Raw genomic sequence first — 23,400 nt, 5'->3', positions numbered from 1 at the left:
CCTTTTTTTTGAAGCAAAATGGTTTTGTGGGTATTGTAAGATTACTGCTTTCGAATGTTTTTTGATGTATCTTTCAAATGCAAAACTAAGTTTTCATTAAATATGCTCAAATACGTTATCGTAGTTCTTATTTGAGTTTTCTATTTGTCATTTCTATTGACATATATGCTGGGATTCAAAATTTTTTCTAAGTCGCCAATTTTGAGCAAATCTCTAATGGACTGTTCAATACATTCTCTTGTTAATTCCCGTACAAGCAAGTCAGGAGGTATTTGATATAATCCATTTAGATTTTCTCCTGTTTTTTTGTCTTCGTTAATTGCAGTTTCTAAATATTTGTATGTCCATACATTTAATCCGTAATTGCGTCCATCTTCTAAATTAACCTGAATATTGCAAAACTCGTTTTCAATGTCCCAGTCATTTGGGCTAACTGCTTCAAATTCTAGCCAAAGTGTAAAATTACAGTTAGTCAATTGTTTATTCATTTGATTTGTATTTTGATAATTAATGAAGATATTACAATGGGTTTGGGATTAAATTAATTTGGTTTATGTTTCGATTCAATTTGGATTATTTTTTTTTGCTATTTCACGTGCTTTATTCCAATTTTCATCAAAACGGATTTCATCTGTTTTATATTTAGTATCTATTAGTTCTCTAATTAGTTCCCTTAATTCTAAGCTGTTTTTTTCAACACTTTTGGGGATAATATTGTTTTCGCTTAAGCGGTTAACCGTAAAATGATGTAAAAAAGTGTGAGCATCTGCATCAAGCTCTTCCAATATTATTGTTTTAAGATCTTCATCAGAACTTGAAAGATGTTTTTTCATCTAAATGTCTTAAAGTTTCTAGATAGAAATCAAGAGATTTTTCTAAAGTTATTTCTTCCATAGCTTCCTGTTTTTTTAACTTAAATGTGTGAAATATTCCAGTCTGCGAACTAATTAGCCTGCTGTTTCTGGATATATTTACCCAAATCTATCATAGTTGTAACCCAAATATCCTTTTCTCTTTTTTTAAGATAAAGAAGCAGTTTTTGATGTTCTTCCAAGTTTATATTTAGTGCATGTTCACCGCCGACACCATGAAATAGGAAAACAATAAAAGATCCTGCCTTTTCAGCTTCTTCAATCTGTGTGATCATCTGTGCTGCGGTAGTTCCGTTTTCTACAAATGAATTCACATTGGACAAATCAACTGTTTTGGCCGGAAGATATCCCTGCTGTACACCCCTTGCGACTGTAAAATCAGTTTTCAGATAATCATAATAAAGTGTGTCGTTAATTTTTAAATCACCGCACGGATAGGCAAAAGTGCGTTCCGATCTGCCGTCAATAGCTTTCAGAAATTGGTTTGCCGTTTTTATTTCTTTTACAGCTCTGGCAACTGTATAGCGGGAAAGATCATTGTCTTTGGTAACAAAGTCACGTCCGAGTAAACTGCCGTCGCAGGGATGGTATAAGGTGTGATTCCCCAATTCATGTCCTTTTTTGGAAGCAGTCCGCCATTCCTCCATTCTGCCGGTCACGACAGGGGACGAAGCGATAAGATAGAAAGTGCCTTTGAAACTAAATGAATTAAGCGCCGGAATTACCTTGTCGAGATGAATATTCAGGGCATCGTCATAAGTAAGCACGACGGCACATTTTTTACCGTTCCAGTCTGCGGTTTCTTTTTGAGCAAATGATAAATTATTGACCAGCAGTAATAAGGGAAGAATAAGGAGGTTTTTAAATTTCATGAGTAAGTAAATTGTGGTTGGTTTAAAGTTAATAGTGTATTGCTCTGTAAACTTACCCACAATTTTTTATAAAACAAAAAGAAGATTTTCCTTTTGTGCTGACAGTAAGTTTGTTGAACTGAAAAGAACGCAAAGAATTACGCTGAGTTCAGAAAGCTTTGGCAGTCTTGTTGTTAAATTATTTACACTTTCTTTATTACATAAGTCACCATTCCCCAAATGATAAGCTGGTTTTCTTCGGTTACTTTTATGGGTTCGTAACTGGAATTTTCAGGCATGAGGTACAAACAGTCCTTTTCGGTCTTAATGCGTTTTACTGTAAATTCACCATCGATGCAGCAAATCGCTATTTTATTGTTTTGAGGTTCCAGACTTCGATCGACAACCAAGACATCTTTGTCATCTATTCCCGCATCAATCATTGAATTACCGCTGACTTTGATGTAAAACGTTGCCAATGGATTTTCGCTCAACTCTTTATTTAGATCGATACTGGTTTCCATAAAATCGGCGGCAGGTGACGGGAAACCTGCAGAAACCCCTTCGCTGACATACGGGATTTGGATTTTGCTTTCAAAATCTGGATGAAAGAAAGTCAGTTTTTGTGGTTTTTTTATAGACATTGTATCTCGAGTATATCTTTGAAACTTGTGGTGTATCTGGGTGAAAGATGATTCTGGTTCATATTCCAGGTTAGTCTTAGGTTTTGGGTGGCCAATTTTACTTTGGCTTCGCCAATTTTGTGGTTCAGCCGATCCATTACTTTCATCAAAGCCAAATGTTTTGGGTTTTCTTCTTCAAATAACTGATACTGCTTTTGATTTTCATCGATTAATTCTGTGAGGATAACTCCTGCTTTTTTAAATTTGATCCCTTCATTTCCCTTGTGCAGTTTTTTTAGCATATCTACGGCTGCATTGCAAATGGTTAAGGTTGAATTGGTCGCAAACGGCAATGTCACCGCCATATTAAAATAATACTTGGATGTTTTGACAGAGTGCTTGTCGACGACTAGCATCACGATGATAGTGTGACAGCAGGAATGCTGTCTGCGTAGTTTTTCGGCAGAGACGGCGACAAAAGTGGTCAGCCGCTCGCGGAGTAAATCAAAGTCGGCTATCTGTTTCGGGAAGCTTCGGGTTGTTGCGATACTCTTTTTTTGCTCTTTGAGTGGCTCTAAATCTAATACTGATTTTCCTTCCAGTTCATATTTTAGGCGAAGACCTACAACACCCATTTCTTTCTTGATCCAGGCCTCGTGCTGTGGCTGGATAAAGTCGAGAGCAGTATTTATTTTACGGAGTTTGACTTTCTTGATGGTGCGGTAGCCAATGCCCCAGACATCTTCAATTTTGGTCCACTTCAAGGCTTTGATGCGTTTTTCTTCGCTGTCGATTACATAAACGCCTTTGGTTCTGTCCTGAAATTTTTTGGCAATCTTATTGGCAATTTTAGATAAAGCTTTGGTTTCGGCGAAGCCAATGCAGGTAGGAATGCCAACCCATTTTCGAATACGGTTTTTCATTTGGAGACCATAATCGTGAAAGTCTGGAATATTTAAACCGTCAAAATTGAGGAAGGCTTCGTCTATGCTGTAGATTTCTACATTTGGAGTGAATTGTTCCAAAATTGCCATTACCCGATTGCTTAAATCACCATAAAGCGGATAATTGGATGAAAATAACTGAATATTTTTCTCTTTAACCAATTCTTTAATTTTAAATGCTGGTGCGCCCATTGGAACCCCGGCCTCTTTGGCTTCTTCGCTTCTGGAAATGACGCAGCCGTCATTGTTGGATAATATCGCAACAGGTTTTCCGTTGAATTTCGGCTGAAAAACACGTTCGCAGGAAGCATAAAAATTATTGCAGTCGACTAAAGCATACATACCGCAAAATTACGGAATAGTGCGATATGCTTTTGGATTGGGAAAGTAAATTTTTGGAACTGTTAACAAGTCTTTCGGCTAGAATTTTAAAACTCAAAATTAAAGCCTTTCTGTGTAAGTTTCTCGTAAATTTCGGAGTCAAATTTGTAAAGTTTTGCTGCTCTGTGGGAAACGTCTTTTTGTTTCTCATCTAAGGCAACTAACAATTTCATATGCAGAATCTTTCTGCGGAAATTCGATTTGTCCAATTCGATGCCTAATATTTCTTCGTAAAGATGCATTAACTGCAGCAGCGTAAATTTTTCGGGCAGGAGATTAAAACCGATGGGAGCCTGACGAACCCTGTTTTGCAGATGCATCAGACTAAAATCCAGAATTTCATTGTGATCGAAAATTAAATCAGGAATGTCTTTGATTTTATGCCATTTGGCCTCTCTTACCGTCAAACTGGCTGTTATGTTGTAATCTTCACGATTTATCAAAGTGTAGTAACCGATAGTGACAACTCTTCGTTCAATTACACGTTTTGGGTTGGTAAAAGCTTTCAATTGCTCTAGATAGATGTTATCCATGCTGGTAAGTTCATGCAATATCCGCTGTGCGGCATCATCGGCACTTTCTTCTGTTTTCATCCATCCGCCAAGAAGCCCCCATTTACCTACACTTTCTCCTTCAGCATGCTGTACCAGCAGCACCTCAAGACTTTCTTTGTTAAAGCTAAATATAACACAGTCAATTGTGATTCCTTCAATTGCTGTTTTGTTTATTTCTGTCTGTGCTTTAGTTGTCAATTTTGGCTGTTTTTTTAGAATGTAAAAATGTTATTTTTAGTTTTTAAAAGCAAGTTTAAAATTCAAAATTAAATCCCTTTTGAGTTAGTTTTTCATAAATTTCGGAATCAAATTTATACAGCTGTGCGGCCCGGTGCGATACGTCTTTTTGTTTTTCGTCTAATGCGACCAGTAATTTCATGTGTAAAATCTTTCTGCGGAAATTAGATTTATCCATCTCTATCCCCAGTATTTCTTCATACAGATGCATAAGCTGCAGTAAAGTGAATTTTTCTGGGAGCAGATTAAAACCTATTGGTGCCTGGCGTACTCTGCTGCGAAGATTTTTTATGCTGTAATCTAGGATTTCATTATGGTCATATATTAGTTTGGGTATTTCGTTGATTTTATACCATTTGGCATCCGAAGCGGTAAAACCTGCCTTAATATCATAATCTTCTCTTTTTACCAAAGCATAATATCCTATTGTAATAACCCTTCTGACTGGGAAACGGTCGGGTTCTCCAAAAGCTTTTAGCTGTTCAAGATAAATGTTGTCCATTCCGGTCAGATCGGCTAATAATCTGTGTGCGGCGGCATCGGTACTCTCTTTTTTGTTTATCCATCCGCCGGGCAGTCCCCATTTTCCTTTACTTATACCTTCTCCGTGCTGTACTACGAGTACTTCTAAAATTCCGTTGTCAAAACCAAATATAACACAGTCAATAGAAATGGCATTCATAGACGAATGCTCTGTCATTTGTATTGAAACCTGATTCTTATTTTCCTCTCCCATTGCATTGTGAATTTGGTGCTAAATTAAATTTTTCTTAAAACTGTATTGCCTGCTGTAAAATATTTTGTGAAATAGTTATGAGCCTTTGTTAAATTGTTTTTTTGCTTTTTGAGCTTATTAATTGTTAAATAATTAATAATCAGCTATAAATTGTGTTCAAAGTTAATGTAAATGATGTTAAAAAAAGCTTTCGAAGTATATTAAATCAATAATTATTGAATGTTTTTTTTGTTAATAACAAATTTTTAATCGCAAAATTTTGTTAATATAAAAAATACGCCGTACACTTGTAGTCAAATTAACCATAACGTTATGGTTTATTTGACCAAAAGTAATGAAAACAATATTAAGTCGGGCATATAATTTAGAGGAAAATGTGTTTTTTAAGTATCAGTTATAGGAATCAGCCATAAATAATCTGGATTTGTTACCTGCAGAAAGAAATTATTATTCTCGAGAAAGCAGTTTTCAATTTGGAATCTTAAATTTTTTTCCTGGCGATATTTTAAAGAACTACTGTCTGCAAAAAAGCTATGCCAAAAGTATTAAAGACTATTTGACGAAATGATGGAATTGGATTTTGAAAGAGTGCATGTCTTTGTAAAATTCTGAAACTGTTGTCCGTGCAGATGGAGACCCTAACAAATAAATTAAAAACAAGAATTATTTGAACCAACTTATTATGAATGCACATTAATTAGATTTTTTGAACACACACAAACACTAACAACAATTTAACCAAATTATTAATTATTATGAAAAGCAATTATTGTATTAAACCAACAATGTTCCAGTTTTGCATGGCGCTGTTGCTTGCTGTATTTACGATGCAGTCTGGTTTTGCACAAGAGCAATCCAGACCTGTAAGCGGAACTGTAAAATCAACAGGGGACAACATGCCAATTCCTGGTGCAACTATTACAATTGACGGTACAAAGACATCAATATCAACAGATTTTGATGGAAAATTTAAGTTAGATGCAAAAACTGGTGATGTATTGACAATCAGTTTTATGGGGTATAAAACGCAGCATATAACTGTAGGAACGCAAATTACAATTCTGGTTTCCTTGCAGACAGATGTGGCCGATCTTAAAGAAGTTGTCGTTATCGGTTATGGTTCACAAAAGAAAAAATTGGTAACGAACGCTGTTACTCAGGTTAGTGGCGAATCTCTTGCAAAAACTAATACTACTAGTGCACTACAGGCACTGCAAGGACAGGCAGCCGGACTTCAGATTACATCTACTTCAGGACAGCCTGGAGAGGGTTTGAATGTAGTTATTAGAGGTGTTGGTTCTACAGGAGGAAGCAGTCCTCTGTATGTTGTAGATGGAATACTTACAGGTGATATATCCTATTTAAGTAATTCTGATATTGAATCTATTTCTGTTTTAAAAGATGCTGCTTCTGCAGCTATTTATGGTTCTCAAGCTTCTAATGGAGTTGTTTTGGTAACTACAAAGAAAGGAAAACGCGGTTCAGCTGGTAAAATTACTTTTGATCAATATTATGGTGTTCAGTCTGTAGCTAGAAAAGTAGATTTATTGGATGCAACAGAGTATGCTGCTATTTTAAATGAAGCTGCTGTAAATTCAGGTAAGACTCCTTATTTTACTAATGCTCAAATTGCGGCATTAGGAAGCGGAACAAACTGGATGGATAAAATGCTGGTTGATAATGCTGCTACTCAAAATTATGCATTTGGTGCTTCAGGAGGTTCAGACAGTTCAGTTTATTCTACTTCATTGTCTTATTTGGGACAAGAAGGAGTTGTTGGAGGAGCTGATTTATCAAACTACAAGCGTTATAATTTTAGATTCAACTCAGAGCATAAATTATATAAAGACGTTGTTACTTTAGGCGAAAATTTAAGTTTTGCTTATATTGATAAAAATGGTATTGGTGTTGGTAATCAGTACAATAACTCTTTGAGAAGTGCTTTTCAAACTACTCCGTTATTACCAATGTATGATGCAGACGGAAATTATTTTGATACTTCAAAGACAAATAGTAGTGAGCCTTGGTTAAATGGAGTTGCAAATCCTTATGCAATGATGGCTTACAATAATCAAAATGAAAGCAATAATCAAAAATTATTAGGGAATGTTTATCTGCAAATTGAGCCAATAAAAAATTTAACATTTAAAACAACTCTAGGTCTTGACTATTATGCAGGAGAAAGTCATTCGTATTCTCCAGAATATCAATTGTCAATTTATGCATTTAGCAAATTTGATAAAGTTTCTCAAAGCATGAATAAGGGAAAAACCCTTACTTGGGACAATTTAGCAACGTATAAGTTTAATGTTGCAGAAAATCATCATTTTGAAACAATGTTAGGGACATCGTATATAAATTACGATGGAACTTCAATGGGGACTACAAATGCCGATGGGGTTTTTAGCGATTTAGATCATGCCTGGTTAGATAATACGACTAATAAAGATGGCGCTAAAATATCATTTAATGGTCAAAAAAGTGAGACGAAAAGAATGTCTTATTATGGAAGATTAAATTACGACTTTAATGAAACCTATTTGATTAATGCAACATTTAGAATGGATGGATCTTCTATTTTTTCTACAGAAAACCAATGGGGTTATTTTCCATCAGTATCTGCAGGATGGGTTATGTCTAATGAAGAATTCTTGAAAGATTCCAAAGTGATAAACTTTCTTAAATTAAGAGCAAGCTGGGGACAAGTTGGAAATCAAAATGCAAGAGCTTTCCAGTATTTGTCACCAATAAAAACCAATAATACCAATTATATTTTTGGTAATACTGAAGGTGTTCTTACACCGGGAGCTTATCCTAATAGATTAGCAAATCCTGATTTGAAATGGGAAACTTCAGAACAGATAGATTTAGGTTTTGATGCTAAATTTTTGGACAATGCTTTGAGTGTTACTTTTGATGCCTACCAAAAGACCAATAAAGATTGGATAATTTTAGCACCAGTATTAGCGACAGCTGGAGCAGATGCTCCTTATATTAATGGTGGGGATGTAGTTAATAAAGGATTAGAATTGTCATTGCAATACCAGAATAAAATTGGAGAATTTAATTATAGCGTTAGTGCAAATGGCGCATATAATGTAAACAAAGTGGGACAAATACCGACTTCGGATGGTATTATTCACGGATTAAGTAATGAACTTTATGATAATGCTGGTGAATTCTACAGAGCAGAAAACGCTAAACCATTAGGTTATTTCTGGGGATATAAAACAGGAGGTGTTTTTCAAACTCAAGAACAAATTAATAACTACAAATCAGCAAATGGGGTAGTTCTGCAGCCTAACGCAGCTCCTGGTGACCTAATTAAGGTAAATACCAACGGAGATGATAAAATTAGTGCTGATGATAAAACAGAAATAGGAAAACCAAATCCAGATTTTACTTTTGGTTTCACTTTGTCAGCTAGTTATAAAGCTTTTGATTTTACTGCGATGGCAAATGGTGTAGCAGGAAACCAAATTGTACAATCGTATAGAAATCAATCGGGTGCTTATGGTAATTACACATCAGAAATATTGAGCCGCTGGCATGGTGAAGGTTCTTCTAATACAATGCCAAGAGTTACGGAAGACAATAGAAATTTCACGGATTTTTCAGATTTGTATGTTCATGATGGTGATTTCTTGAGAATTAGTACAGTTACAATAGGATATGATTTTGCAAAAATGAATAAGTCAAAACGATTTTTTGCAAGCCAGTTCAGACTTTACTTTTCAGCATTAAATCTTTACACTTTTACAAAGTATAACGGTATGGATCCTGAAATTGGATTTGGTTCTTCAAATGATGATCAAAAATTTTCTTCGGGGGTTGATGTAGGATACTACCCAAGACCAAGAACATTCATGATGGGATTAAATATTAAACTTTAATAAATAAAATAATGAAAAATACATATTTATATATTTTCTGTTTGAGTTTATTGTGTCTAAGTTCTTGCAGTTTAGAAACAGAACCTATAATAGGACAAACAGATACAAATTTTTACAAAACTACAGACGATGCTAATTCAGCATTAGTAGGCTGTTATGATGGATTGCAAGTAGCGACAGGGGCTAGTGGTGTTGGTATTCCGGTCTTGAGCGAAGTGATGTCTGATGATTGTTTTGGAGGAACTGGTGCTTCAGATGGATATAATTATGCACTTATAGATGAGTTTGATCCTTCTCGATCACCTTCTGACGTAGATTTACTTAATGGAAACTGGATTGCTTATTATAAAGCAATTTACCGTTGTAATATTTTCTTAAGTAAAATGGATCAGATTGACTGGAAAGGAAATACGGCTTTGAGAAACACTTACGAATCCGAAACTAAATTTATCCGAGCTTATCTTTATTTTGAAATGGTACGTGTATGGGGCAATATTCCATTATTAACGGTTGCTTCATCTGAAAATATTCCACAGGCAAATCCAGATGAGGTTTATAAAGTTATTGCTGAAGATTTAACATTTGCTTCAAATAATTTGCCTGCAGCAGCATACAGTGCAACAGTTAGCGGACATGCTACAAGATGGGCCGCAAAATCTTTATTAGGCAGAGTATTTTTATATTATACAGGATATTATGGAAAAGCTGACTTAGCTGGCGTTGTAACTAAAGCTCAGGCTTTAGGACATTTAGAAGATGTTATTGCCTCTAGCGGTCATGGCTTGGTTGATGATTTTTCTACTTTATGGCCAGCAGCTTCAGGAGTTAAGTATGCAGGAGAAAGTAATAAAGAAAATGTGTTTTCTATAAAATATACATATACTAGTGATTATAACGGAAATACTGATGGTAACAGCTGGTTAGTAATGTTTGGAATGAGAGAGTTTTCATCTTTTCCTTATGCACACGGATGGGGAGTTACTGTAAATTCGAAATTATGGAATACTTATAATGCCAACGATACAAGACGTGGTGCAACTGTAATTGGAATTAAAGAAGAAAACATTGCGTTTGACAAAATAAACAATCAAAGGGAGTATACTGGATATTACAACAAAAAATATTGCCCAATGATTAATGATAAAGGAATTGAACTTCCTATTGCAATGGGAAGTGCGTTTTGGGACATCAGTCAATTCCAGGATTATACTGTAATGAGATATGCTGATGTTTTGCTGATGGCTGCTGAATTAGGAAGCGGAAGCGCTCAGTCTTATTTTGACCAAGTAAGACAAAGAGCTTATAAAGCCAGTTTTGTATCTCTGCCTGTAAGTAAAGATAATATTTTAAAAGAAAGACATTTAGAATTTGCTCTTGAAGGTATTAGATATTATGATTTATTGCGCCAGGGGATCGGTACAGCTTCTTCAGCTATTGCAGAAACTACAACCTTGCTAAGCGGAGGAGTTGCTGGTACAAAAACGATTTCGGCTGCCAAAATCCAAGCTACAAAAGGACTGCAGCAAATTCCTAATACACAAATCACGTTATCTGGTGGAGTTTTAAAGCAAAATGCTGGTTGGTAATTTTAACTAAAAATTTAAAAAAATGAAAAAGACTAAATTATTAATTACATCATTTTTGATGTTAATGGTACTAGTATTAGTGCCATCTTGTTCACCGGATACGTATTCATTAGATGGTATTACTGATAAATCGGATATACATTTTGATATTACTCAGGATTTAGCAGCTGATCCAGGCGGAAATACTGTAATTCTGAAAAATACTACCCCAGGTGTTGTACTTACCTGGGACTATGTTACGGGGAAATCAAACAAAGCTAATGAAACTGTAAAATATGCTTTTAAAGGTAATTATACGATAAAAATTACTGCAGTTACTGGCGGTGGTATAGTAGAATTAGATCCAGTAACAATTACTGTTACTAAGGATAACTTAAATTATGTAAACGATCCTCTTTGGAATTTACTTTCGGGCGGGGTTGGAAAATCTAAAACATGGGTTTTGGATTTAGATGCAAATGGAGTTTCGAAATTTTTTGCAGGACCTATGTTCTTTTACGGTACCGATAATGCATGGTTAGAAGGAGGCGATAAAGGATGTTACGGTACTGATTGCTGGAATTGGAGTCCAGAATGGAAAGGGAATCAATGGATTGCAGCCAAAGGCGATTATGGAACTATGACATTTAGTTTAAATGGAGGTCCATTTTTGACAACAGATCATAAAATGAGCCCAAGTTATGGTAAAGAATCAGGGACGTACTTTTTAGACGCTGATAAAAAAATTATAACTACTTCTGGTGCGACTATTTTGCATAGCAATGAATATGAGAACTGTGTTGATAACTGGAAATCAATGAAAATTATGTCTATCACTGCAAACACATTACAAGTTGGTGTTTTAAGAAAAGGCAGCTGTGATGGAGCAGCAACATTGGTTTACAACTTTATATCAAAAGAGTATAGTGACAATTGGGTGCCAACTGCTGTTGCAGATCCAAATCCAAGTATTGATTTAAATGGAGGTACAGTAGGTGATTTATTATCGACTACAACTACAACTACTAAAACATGGGCGTTAAGCAAAGACACTCCTTTCAATTGGACAAGTTTAGATGGAACTTTCTTAAACAACTGGAATTCAGTTGCAGATTATCCGGATTGGGCAGCTTTCACAGCAGCTGATCAGGCTACTGTTGTAAAAAATAAAATTTCATTTTCTAGTAATGGCACTGTTAGCAGCGTATCAAGTACAGGTGCTACAGCATCAGGAACTTTTACGGCAAGTACAGATGGAACTAATATTATCACTTTTGCAGGTATAACCCCTTCATTTCCAATTGGAAATTCTTGGGCATCCGTTTCTACAACAGATAAAAATCAGTGGAAAATTGTAAAAACTGCAAAAACTGGCAATGTTGTTACCGATATCTGGTTTGGAAAAAGAGATCCAAACAAGAGTGAATATATGGTTTTCCATTTTGTTTTAAGTTCTCTATAATTAAGAGTGTGATAAAAACACTTTTTGAATAATAATTAAATGTATCGATAGGTAATATTTTGATTTACTTATCGGTACATTTATATTACTTTAAAAATATTATAATTTATCTAATGAAATATTTAAGCAGTTTTATACAAACTTTAGCCCTGCTGGGAATAATAGTTCTAGCAGTGTCATGTAATGGAAATGAAGCTGGCTTCAATTCCAGAAAAATTGCGTTTAATTCCGATTGGAGTTTTCATTTGAATGATAGTATTATTGATAATGATACGATTGCAGCTTCAACAAAATGGAGAACCTTAAATGTTCCTCATGATTGGAGTATTGAAGGTAAATTTAATGAAAAAAGCCCTTCAGGTTATGGAGGCGGAGCACTTACGGGTGGTTTAGGATGGTATAAAAAAACATTTAAAGTTGCTTTAGAAAATAAAGAAAAAATCACGTCAATTGTTTTTGATGGGGTATATAAAAACAGCGAAGTCTGGATTAACGGGCATTATTTAGGAAAACGCCCAAATGGATATATTGGTTTTCAATATGACATGTCTCCTTATTTGAATTATGGAGATAAAAACAACGAAATTATTGTTAAGGCAGACAATTCAAAACAGCCCAATTCACGCTGGTATTCCGGTTCTGGAATATTTAGAAACGTATGGCTGGAAACAACTGATAAATTACATGTTGGACAATGGGGAACGTATATTACCACTCCAAAAGTTACTGCCGATAAAGCTTCGGTAAGTTTAGAAACTACGATTCAGAATCAAAATGCAGTTTCCAAAAATGCGATAGTAACAACTGCTATTTTTAAAGAAGACACTAAAGTAACTTCGGTTACCCAAAATATAACCATTGCTGCAAATGCAGATCAGGTTCTCAATCAAGACTTAATCGTTAATAATCCTATTTTATGGTCTGACGAAAAACCGGAACTGTACACTGCGGTTACAACAATCAGCATAGATGACAAGATTGCTGACGAATACAAAACCAGCTTCGGAATCAGATATTTCAAATTTGATCTTAACAAAGGTTTTCTTTTAAATGGAAAACAAGTCAAAATCAAAGGTGTCTGCATGCACCATGATTTAGGTCCATTGGGTTCTGCGGTTAATACCAGAGCCATAGAACGTCAATTGGAAATTCTCAAAGAAATGGGTGTTAACGGAATCAGAACTTCCCATAACCCTCCTGCACCAGAGCTTTTGGATCTTTGTGACAAAATGGGTTTCATTGTTATGGACGAAGCTTTTGATATGTGGAAAAAAGGCAAGACCAAATACGATTACAGCCTAGACTGGGATAAATGGCATGTTAGGGATTTACAGGATCAAATCCTTCGTGACCGAAATCATCCAAGTATATTTATGTGGAGTATCGGTAACGAAATCCCAGAACAATGGAGTGATGAAGGTCCGGTCATTGCCAAAGAATTAGCTGGAATCGTAAAAAAACTGGATACCACACGATTAGTAACTGCTGGAATGAATCCTGCAGTTAATATGAAAATTGATGAGGTAACACTTCAGTTTGAAAAAAACGATACTTATTTCAATAAATTAGCCACTTCGGGAGCTTTGGATATTATCGGTTACAACTATGCTCACCAGACTTTTGAGCACCATCAAAAAAACTTTCCAAATACACCTTTCATAGCAACTGAAACTACTTCAGCTCTAGCAACTCGAGGCTATTATGATGAAGATTCTCAATCAATAAAAAAATGGCCGGTAAGATGGGATCTTAAATTTACCGATGGAAATCCAGATAATACAGTATCTGCATACGATCAGGTTCAGGCACCATGGGGTTCTACTCACGAAGCGACTTGGAAAGTGATGAAAAAATACGATTTCCTTGCCGGAATGTACATTTGGACAGGCTTCGATTATATTGGTGAGCCAACTCCTTATGAGTGGCCGTCTATCAGTTCTTATTTTGGGATTGTGGATTTGGCTGGTTTCCCAAAAGATGTGTATTATATGTACCAAAGTGAATGGACCAACAAAACAGTTCTTCACCTTTTACCACACTGGAACTGGAAAGCCGGACAAACTGTTGATGTTTGGGCGTATTACAATAATGCCGATGAGGTAGAATTATTATTAAACGGAAAATCAGTCGGCATTCGAAGTAAAAAAGGAGACGATCTTCATGTAATGTGGAGAATTCCTTTTCAGTCAGGAACTTTAAAAGCCATTTCCCGTAAAAACGGAAAAACAGTTTTAGAATCCGAAATAAAAACCGCTGGAAATCCTTCTCAATTAAAATTAAGAGCCGACAGAAGTACAATAAAAGCGGATGGAAACGATTTGTCTTTTATAACGGTAGATATTTTGGATGCAAAAGGTGTGCTTTCACCAAAAGCAAATAACGAAATACAATTTTCATTAAAAGGAAACGGAAAAATTGTGGGAGTATGCAGCGGAGATCCAGTAAGTCATGAATCGTACAAAGGTTTAAAGCATACAGCGCTTAACGGAAAATGTTTAGTCGTTGTTCAGTCAGGCACTAAAAAAGGGAAAATAGAATTGACAGCGCAGGCTGGCGGATTAAAACAAAATACAATTATAATTACAGCAGAATAAATATTTAACTAATAACCAAAAATAAACACAATGAAGAAAATACAGTTAGCTTCCTTATCGCTTTTTATGGGCTTTGGTTTACTGCTTTCGCAAAAAGCTTCGGCACAAATCCAGAATGCGGATGTATTAAACGCTCCAATAGATATCAGCAAAGATTTTCAGAATTATTTGAACACTTTTTATTTTGCTGATGAGTTAGCCAGTTTCGATCCTGCAACAGGAAAAGGAACTATAAAATATCTGCGTTACAATTACCAGACACGTCAGGCTTTTAACAATATGATGATGAAGCCGGGTGTTGTTCCTGCTAATGAATTCCCAACTACAGAGTACGAAGTGTCTCCTGAACTTCCTTTCCAGATTCAGTTTGTGTCTGATCGTTCTATTCGTATTAAAACTACTTCCGGACCGCAGTTTCATCCAGAGAAAGAATCCTTGATGTTAATTAACGGAGTTGCTCCGAATCACCCGGAATTATGGAAATCTTCCAAAATAGAAGGCGGTTACAAATACACAAGCAAGCATGGTTCTGTTGAGATTTTGTCAAAACCATGGCATATCAAAATTTATGACGAAAAAGGAAAACTGCTTACCAGCACGCTTCACGATTCTGATTTTAAAAACACTTATACACCAACACTTCCGTTTTCGTATGTGCGCAGAAACAGCGATTATTCCAGAAGTATGGGAGCGGCTTTCAGCTTAGAGCCGGACGAAAAAATATTTGGATGCGGTGAGTCATTTACCCAATTCAACAAACGCGGCCAAAAAGTAGTTTTATGGACAGATGATGCCAATGGTATTCAGAACGAAACGATGTACAAACCTGTTCCGTTTTATATGAGCAGCCGTGGTTATGGCGTTTTCATGCACCATTCGACACCAATCACAGTTGATTTTGGGAAATATTTCGGCAGTGCCAATGAAATGTATATTGGTGATGATGAAGCCGATTTGTTTTTCTTCATTGGAGAACCAAAAGAAGTTCTTGACGAATACACCAACTTAACAGGAAAAGCTGCAATGCCGCCGCTTTGGTCATTTGGTTTCTGGATGAGCCGTATTACTTATTTTTCTGAAAAAGAAGGCCGTCAGGTTGCTAAAGATTTACGTGCCTATAAAATCCCAACCGATGTTATTCACTTCGATACAGGCTGGTTTGATGTAGACTGGAGAAACAATTATGAGTTTGCAAAATCCCGTTTCCCGGACGCACAAAAAATGATGTCAGATTTGAAAGATGACGGATACCATGTGTGTTTATGGCAACTGCCTTATTTCACACCAAAAAACACCTTGTTCAATGAAATCATGGACAAAAATCTGGCAGTGAGAGACCGCAAAGGGAATCTTCCGTATGAAGATGCTGTACTGGATTTCTCAAATCCTGAAACAGTAACCTGGTATCAGGCAAAATTGAAAAAATTATTCGATCAGGGCGTTTCCGTTTTTAAAGTAGATTTTGGTGAAGCTGCACCGCCGGAAGGAATTTATCATTCTGGACGCACTGGTTTTTATGAGCATAATTTATATCCGCTGCGTTATAACAAAGCGGTTGCTGAAATTACTCAAAAAGAAAAAGGTTATACATTAATCTGGGCCAGAAGTACTTGGGCAGGAAGCCAGCGTTACCCATTGCATTGGGGCGGTGATGCCGAAACAAGCAACGGAGCAATGTCAGCCGAGTTAAGAGGCGGGCTTTCATTAGGATTAAGCGGTTTCAGTTTCTGGAGTCATGATGTGGGAGGATTTGCTACTAAATCTCCAGAGAATTTATACAGAAGATGGGCTCCGTTCGGAATGTTTACTTCACACGTAAGAAGCCACGGTGAGCCTCCAAGAGAGCCTTGGTTATACAGCAAAGACTTTTTGGAAACTTTCAGAAAAGCTGATAACATGCGTTACGAGTTAATGCCTTACATCTATGCTCAGGCTAAAGAAAGTTCTCAAAAAGGACTGCCGATGATGCGTGCTTTGTTCCTTGAATATCCAAATGATCCAGGATCTTGGTTAGTAGATAATGAATATTTATTTGGCTCAAGTATTTTGGTAGCACCACTTTTTGAAGAAGTTACAGAAAGAGACGTTTACCTTCCTCCTGGAACATGGATTGATTACCAGACTAAGAAAGTATATCAGGGCGGATGGCATAAAATTCAGGCTGGCGAAGTGCCAATCGTAGTTTTAGTAAAAGACGGTACAGCACTTCCTCATATTGGACTTGCTCAGTCTACCAAAGATATGGACTGGAGCAAATTGATTTTAAAAGTATATGCATCTGATGCGACAACAACTGCTGAAGCTAAAGTTTTCCTGCCAGACGGAGACGTAGTACAGACAATTACAGTTTCTAAAAAAGGAAACAGCTTTGAAACAGCATCAAATCCGTTAAACGGAAAAACCACTTTCAAAACGGAGTGGGTAAAATAATTTAGATTGAGTTTTGTTTAAATTGAAAATCGGGGGTTAGGTTAGGGTTTCCCCCGATTTTAAAAATTACATTTAAAAAATAATACCATGTTAAAAAAAATCATACTTCCGGCATTTTTAACAGCACTAACAGTTGTTGGTACTGCACAGGCCCAAAAAAGCAAATCTTATGAACTGGCTTCTCCAGGAGGAATAAACAAAATTAAGTTCAGCCTTGATAAAACAGTTCCAAAATATGCTGTTTCGCATGGTAAAATCCAAGTAATTGCGCCCTCTGATTTGGGTTTTGTGTTAAAAGGCAATGAGGATTTCAGTACCAATTTTGAAGTTATCGATGTAAAAAACAGTTCTTTTGATGAAACTTGGGAACAGGTATGGGGAGAAAAGAAAAAAATTAGAAACCACTATAATGAGATGGTTGTGCAGCTGCAGCAAAAGAGCAGTGAAAAACGAAGACTGAACATTCAGTTTCGCGCCTATGATGATGGTATTGCTTTTAGATACGAATATCCAAAACAAGAAAAGAATGACAGTATTTTTATCATGGATGAAAAAACGACTTTCAATCTGAAAGACGACGGAAAAGCATGGTGGATTCCGGCTAACAGAGAAAATCGTGATGAATACCTTTTTAAAGATGCACCGGTAAGTACTCTTGATACCGTTCTTACACCGCTCACTATTGAAAGCAAAAGCGGACTGGCTTTAAGTTTTCATGAAGCTAATCTAAAAGATTTTGCCAGCATGACTTTGGTAAACAATACAGGAACACAGTTGAAATCTGATTTGGTGCCTTGGGCTGATGGGGTGAAAGTAAGAGTAAAAGACGCTTTTACGTCTTCATGGAGAACACTTCAAATTGGTGAAAAGCCAGGGGATTTAATCACTTCTTATTTGATTCTGAATCTTAATGATCCAAATAAATTAGGTAAAGTAGATTATTTTAAACCATACAAATATTTCGGAATCTGGTGGGGAATGCACATCGGGAAATATTCATTTTGGGAAAGTCCAATTCAGGGTGCAACAACCAAACGTGCCGAAGAATATATGGATTTTACAGCTAAAGAAGGTTTTCATCATCTGCTGATTGAAGGCTGGAACAAAGGCTGGACACCGGCTTGGTATGAAAACAAAATGCACATGTTCAGTTTCACAAAAAGTGCAGACAACTTCGATTTAGAAAAAGTTGTGGAGTATGGAAATAAAAAAGGCGTTGCGTTAATTGGTTACCACGAAACTGGTTCAAACCTGATTAATTACTTAAAAGAAGTGGATGATGCTTTTGCTTTGTACAAAAGATTAGGAATGCACTCGGTGAAAATTGGACACGTGGGTTCTAAATTAAATATGAAAGAAAATCATTTCGGACAATTTGGAGTGAATTATTTCAGATATATTTTAGAGAAAGCAGCATCATATGACTTGGCAGTATTGTATCATGAGTCGATAAAAGATACAGGGGAACGCCGTACTTTTCCAAATATGGTTTCGAGAGAAGCAGCCAGAGGGCAGGAGTACAATGCTTGGAGTGAAGGAAACCCTCCAAGTCATTTAACTATTATTCCTTTTACGAGACTGCTTTCTGGACCAATGGATTTTACGCCGGGGATTTTTGATGTTGAGGTAAAACAAGGTTATCCTGGAAAAAGAGTTCACGGTACAGCAGCACAGCAGCTGGCATTGTATATAACCATTTATGCTCCAATTCAAATGATGGCCGATCTTCCTGAAAATTACGAAGGCAAACCAGCTTTGCAGTTCTTAAAAGATGTCCCAACTGACTGGGAAGATACAAAAGTACTGGAAGGAAAAATTGGAGAATACATTACTACTGTCCGTAAAGACAGAAATAGTGCTGATTGGTATTTAGGAACTATAACAAATGAAAAAGCGCGTGATGTTGAAGTTTCATTGTCATTTTTAGATAAAAACGCGACTTACGAAGCTCAGATTTATGCTGATGCCGAAGGTACTGATGAGACACATAATCCATCTGCAATTGCGATTTCGAAGAAAACCGTTAAAGCTTCAGATAAACTAAAATTACATTTAGGAGGAGCCGGAGGAACAGCAGTTAGATTCAAAAAATTATAGTCTGGATATTTTGTTGTAAAGATGTACTGCAGTGCATCTCTACAACAATAACAGCAACAATTTTCACAGTAAAAAAATCACAATTCAATGGTTTAATTTCAAACATATTTTATGAAAAGAATTTTAATAACAGTACTGGTTTTCATTAATTCAATCAATTTCAATTTGTTTGGACAAAACAGCAGTTCTGATAACAGAATTATAAAAGTAAATTATAATAATGTTACCGGGAAAATGAACACCATGTTCAAAGAATGTATTGGTGCAGGCCGTGCCAATGAGGGCTTGCGTGCCGATTGGCAGCAGCAGCTGGCTATGGCCAAAAAGGAATGTGATTTTAAATACATTCGTATGCATGGTTTACTGACAGATGATATGGCAGTGTATCGTGAGGACAGCAAAGGAAATCCCGAATACAACTACCAGTATGTTGATGTTTTATTCGATTTTCTTTTGAGTATTAAAATGAAACCTTTTGTGGAATTGGGTTTTATGCCGTCAGCATTAGCGAGCGGAAAAGAAACTATTTTTTGGTGGAAAGGGAATGTTACTCCGCCAAAAGATTATACTAAATGGGGTGATTTAATTAAAAACCTGACACAGCATTTTACTCAGCGCTACGGAGCTGCTGAAGTAAAAACCTGGTATTTTGAAGTTTGGAATGAGCCGAATCTTTCGCCAGGATTTTGGACAGGAACGCAGCAGGATTATTTCAAATTATATGAGTATGCTGCAAAAGCTGTCAAAAGTGTAGACCCTGCTTACAAAGTTGGCGGTCCCGCAACTGCAGGCGCTGGCTGGGTTCCGGAAACCATTGATTTTTGCGCTAAAAATAATGTACCAATTGATTTTATTTCGACACATACCTATGGTGTAAGCCAAGGATATTTGGATGAATACGGTTCTACAGGTACTGTTTTAAATAAGGACGAGTGGAGCGTAAGCGGTGATGTTATTAATTCCAGAAAACAAATTGCAGCTTCGGCTAAACCAAATCTCGAACTGCATTATACCGAATGGAGTACGTCTTACACTCCTGCCGATCCAATTCATGACAGCTACCATTCGGCGGCTTATATTCTTAAAAAATTAAAACAATCAGGCAATGCTCCAAATTCAATGTCGTATTGGGTTTTTACCGATATTTTTGAAGAACCGGGCCCAAGATTCACGCCTTTTCACGGAGGCTTCGGATTATTGAACACGCAGGGAATTAAAAAACCAGCTTATTTCTCTTATTTTCTAATGAACAAATTAGGAGAGATTGAGCTGAAAAACAGTGACACTTCCTCTTGGGCAACTAAAAATGCTAAGGGCAATGTACAGCTTTTATTTTGGGATTTCACTTATACACTTCCTGAAAAGGATGTGAATAATCAAGCCTATTATATAAAAGATTTACCATCAAAATCAAAAGGGGAGGTTAAGATTGAAGTGGAAGGCTTACAGAAAGGAAAATATAATCTGGAGATTTATAAAGTGGGTTATAAAGTCAATGATGCTTACACCGATTATTTTGCGATGGGAAGACCAAGCCAGCTAACTCTTGAACAAGTAAAATCAATTAAGCAGAAGAACAGCGGTCTGCCAATTGCAACTGAGAAAGTGACCATTGATGCTACAGGAAAATATAGCAGAAGTTATAAGATAAATGAGAATGATGTTGTCTTTTTCAGTTTTGTTAAGCAATAGTTACTTGAAAATTTAAACCAATAATTAATCATAATAATTCCGAATAAAAATGAAGAATAAAATAAAATATGCTGCTATAGCTGTGTCTATTCTGGCATTTGCTGACGGCAGCGCACAGGCAGTGAAATCTAAAAAACAGCAGAATACTTATGTTGGAAAAGAGATAACAAATGAGAATGATGCCGCTATTGAGAAGCTGATTTCGCAAATGACTCTGGAAGAAAAAATAGGAATGCTGCATGGTAACAGTATGTTTACTTCAGGAGGAGTAAAACGCTTGGGGATTCCAGAATTAAAAATGGCAGATGGACCGCTTGGAGTACGTGAAGAAATTTCCCGTGATAACTGGTCTCCAGCGGGATTAACAAACGATTTTGCGACTTATTATCCAGCGGGCGGCGCATTATCGGCTACTTGGAATACAGAAATGGGATATACTTTCGGGAGTAGCTTAGGACAGGAAATGCGTGCCAGAGATAAGGATATGCTGCTTTCACCTGCTATTAATATCGTCAGAACACCGCTTGGGGGCAGAACGTATGAATATATGAGTGAAGACCCATTTTTGAACAAAAAGATGGCTGTGCCTTTAATTGTTGGTCTGCAGGATAATGATGTTATGGCCTGCGTAAAACATTTTGCTGCTAATAATCAGGAAACGAACCGTGATTTTGTTGATGTACAGATTGATGAGCGTGCACTCCGTGAAATCTATCTGCCTGCTTTTGAAGCATCTGTTAGAGAAGCAAAAGCGTATAGTATTATGGGAGCTTATAATAAATTCAGAGGTGAATATTTATGTGAGAATGATTATATGCTAAATAAAATTTTACGTGACGAATGGAACTTTAAAGGTATTGTGGTGTCTGATTGGGCTGCAGTGCATTCTACTGTAAAATCTTTAGAGAATGGATTGGATGTCGAAATGGGGACTCCAAAAAAGTTTAACGAATTTTTCCTGGCTGACAAATTAATTGTAGCAGCCCAAAAAGGTGAAATTTCAGAAAAAGAAATTGACAAACATGTAAGACGTATTCTGCATACTTTGTATCAGGTAAAAGCAATGGGCGGAAAAAAACGTGCCACAGGAAGTATTGCTACCGAAGCACATTATCAGGATGCCTACAAAATTGCTTCAGAAGCGATAGTACTTTTGAAAAACGAAAATAACGCACTGCCTATAAAATTAGACGGCGTAAAATCTATTGCAGTTATTGGTAATAATGCAGCGAAGAAAAATGCTTTGGGCGGATTTGGAGCTGGTGTAAAAACAAAAAGAGAAATTACTCCTCTAGAAGGATTAAAAAACAGACTCCCAGCTTCTATTAAAATTAATTATGCAGAAGGATATTTGGAGCGTTATGATAAAAAAAATGCTGGAAACTTAGGAAATATAACTTCTACAGGTCTAGTTACAATTGATCAATTAGATCCAGCCAAACTGCAGGAAGCAATAGAAGCGGCTAAAAACTCAGATGTGGCTGTTGTTTTTGCCGGTTCAAACCGCGATTATGAAACAGAATCTTCAGATCGCCGAACATTAAATTTACCATTTGGCCAAGAAGAATTAATTAAAAAAGTATTGGAAGTAAATTCAAGAACGATAGTGGTTTTAATTGCTGGAGCTCCTTTTGAAATTAATGATTTAAGCAAAAAAACAAATGCCTTAGTGTGGAGCTGGTTCAATGGTTCTGAAGGAGGAAACGCATTGGCCGATGTATTGTTAGGAAAAGTAAATCCTTCAGGGAAATTACCTTGGACAATGCCCAAGAAATTAATGGATTCTCCTGCTCACGCTACTAATAGTTTCCCCGGCGATAAAGCGGTTGAATATAAAGAAGGAATTTTGGTAGGATACAGATGGTTTGATACTAAAAACGTTGAACCTTTATATCCTTTCGGATACGGATTATCATATACTACTTTTGCTTTCAGTGATGCAAAAGCAGATAAAGAATCTTATGCTGATAATGAAAAAATCACAGTTTCAGTAACGGTTAAGAACACAGGAAAAGCAGATGGTAAAGAAGTAGTACAATTGTATGCTTCTAAAGCAGATTCAAAAATCGACCGCGCTGCTCAAGAGTTAAAAGGATTTCAAAAAGTATTTGTTGGTGTCGGAAAATCTGCAGTTGTAACAATTCAGGTTCCTGTAAAAGAATTAGCATATTATAGCACCGAGAGCAAAAAATGGATCGTAGAGCCAGGGAAATATATTTTGCATATTGGAAATTCTTCCAGAGATATTAAAAACAAAATTGATATTGTTATAAAATAATATGACTGTCCGCAAATAATACCATGTATTTTTTTCGCCACTGATTGCGCAGATTCTCACAGATTTCATTACTATTTTTTTAAAATCTGTGTAAATCTTTTTAATCTGCAGCTAATTCGATCTGTTTGGTATTAGTTAAGGATAATCATAATAAAATAATAGCAGCTATTAAACCAACCAAAAATCAATAC

15 protein-coding genes are annotated in these 23,400 nt (G+C 36.3%); 8 read left to right on the top strand and 7 right to left on the bottom strand.

Translation table 11 applies throughout. The annotated features are described in order from the left end of the window. Positions 1–140 precede the first annotated feature (140 nt). From OZP07_RS20670 to OZP07_RS20640, 7 genes are all read right to left on the bottom strand, one after another. Positions 141–488 carry a hypothetical protein gene (locus OZP07_RS20670; protein ID WP_281636586.1) on the bottom strand — a complete coding sequence of 116 codons (348 nt, stop codon included), beginning with the start codon at positions 486–488 and terminating at the stop codon, positions 141–143. 75 nt (positions 489–563) lie between these two features. Beyond that, the gene (locus OZP07_RS20665) at positions 564–833 is read right to left on the bottom strand and encodes a hypothetical protein (RefSeq protein WP_194642655.1); all 270 of its coding nucleotides are present in this window, start codon (positions 831–833) and stop codon (positions 564–566) included. A 110-nt stretch (positions 834–943) separates the two neighbouring features. Next, positions 944–1,744, bottom strand: coding sequence for a polysaccharide deacetylase family protein (locus OZP07_RS20660; protein ID WP_281636585.1), 801 nt, complete (start codon positions 1,742–1,744; stop codon positions 944–946). 182 nt (positions 1,745–1,926) lie between these two features. Then, positions 1,927–2,367, bottom strand: coding sequence for a LexA family protein (locus OZP07_RS20655; protein WP_194642657.1), 441 nt, complete (start codon positions 2,365–2,367; stop codon positions 1,927–1,929). Then, positions 2,358–3,632, bottom strand: a complete 1,275-nt coding sequence (locus OZP07_RS20650) for a Y-family DNA polymerase (protein WP_281636584.1) — start codon at positions 3,630–3,632, stop codon at positions 2,358–2,360. The genes OZP07_RS20655 and OZP07_RS20650 overlap by 10 nt, the downstream gene beginning before the upstream one ends. An 86-nt stretch (positions 3,633–3,718) precedes the next feature. Continuing rightward, positions 3,719–4,423: an NUDIX hydrolase gene (locus OZP07_RS20645; RefSeq protein ID WP_281636583.1), complete on the bottom strand. Its 705-nt coding sequence runs from the start codon at positions 4,421–4,423 to the stop codon at positions 3,719–3,721. A 55-nt stretch (positions 4,424–4,478) separates the two neighbouring features. After that, a complete protein-coding gene (locus OZP07_RS20640; protein WP_281636582.1) occupies positions 4,479–5,198 on the bottom strand; it encodes an NUDIX hydrolase in 720 nt (239 codons plus the stop codon). 755 nt (positions 5,199–5,953) lie between these two features. Between OZP07_RS20640 and OZP07_RS20635 the strand changes: the two genes are divergently transcribed. The 8 genes from OZP07_RS20635 (at position 5,954) to OZP07_RS20600 (ending at position 23,209) form a co-directional block, all read left to right on the top strand. Then, positions 5,954–9,091, top strand: a complete 3,138-nt coding sequence (locus tag OZP07_RS20635) for a SusC/RagA family TonB-linked outer membrane protein (protein ID WP_281636581.1) — start codon at positions 5,954–5,956, stop codon at positions 9,089–9,091. Between the two features lie 11 nt (positions 9,092–9,102). After that, positions 9,103–10,677, top strand: coding sequence for a RagB/SusD family nutrient uptake outer membrane protein (locus OZP07_RS20630; protein WP_281636580.1), 1,575 nt, complete (start codon positions 9,103–9,105; stop codon positions 10,675–10,677). Positions 10,678–10,699: 22 nt separating this feature from the next. Continuing rightward, positions 10,700–12,118, top strand: a complete 1,419-nt coding sequence (locus OZP07_RS20625) for a hypothetical protein (RefSeq protein ID WP_281636579.1) — start codon at positions 10,700–10,702, stop codon at positions 12,116–12,118. A 113-nt stretch (positions 12,119–12,231) separates the two neighbouring features. Next, the gene (locus tag OZP07_RS20620; RefSeq protein ID WP_281636578.1) at positions 12,232–14,712 is read left to right on the top strand and encodes a glycoside hydrolase family 2 TIM barrel-domain containing protein; all 2,481 of its coding nucleotides are present in this window, start codon (positions 12,232–12,234) and stop codon (positions 14,710–14,712) included. A gap of 30 nt (positions 14,713–14,742) precedes the next feature. After that, complete coding sequence (locus tag OZP07_RS20615; RefSeq protein WP_281636577.1) at positions 14,743–17,142, top strand: glycoside hydrolase family 31 protein; 2,400 nt, start codon at positions 14,743–14,745, stop codon at positions 17,140–17,142. Positions 17,143–17,229: 87 nt separating this feature from the next. Beyond that, positions 17,230–19,239: a glycoside hydrolase family 97 protein gene (locus OZP07_RS20610; RefSeq protein WP_281636576.1), complete on the top strand. Its 2,010-nt coding sequence runs from the start codon at positions 17,230–17,232 to the stop codon at positions 19,237–19,239. 111 nt (positions 19,240–19,350) lie between these two features. Next, entirely contained in the window at positions 19,351–20,931 is a 1,581-nt protein-coding gene (locus OZP07_RS20605) for a GH39 family glycosyl hydrolase (protein WP_281636575.1), read from the top strand. 49 nt (positions 20,932–20,980) lie between these two features. Next, complete coding sequence (locus OZP07_RS20600; RefSeq protein WP_281636574.1) at positions 20,981–23,209, top strand: glycoside hydrolase family 3 C-terminal domain-containing protein; 2,229 nt, start codon at positions 20,981–20,983, stop codon at positions 23,207–23,209. Positions 23,210–23,400: the final 191 nt, after the last annotated feature.

This window comes from Flavobacterium marginilacus, from assembly GCF_026870155.1.
Lineage (GTDB): Bacteria > Bacteroidota > Bacteroidia > Flavobacteriales > Flavobacteriaceae > Flavobacterium > Flavobacterium marginilacus.
The sequence above is the reverse complement of the archived record's forward strand: the minus strand, read 5'-3'. Positions and strand labels throughout refer to the sequence as shown.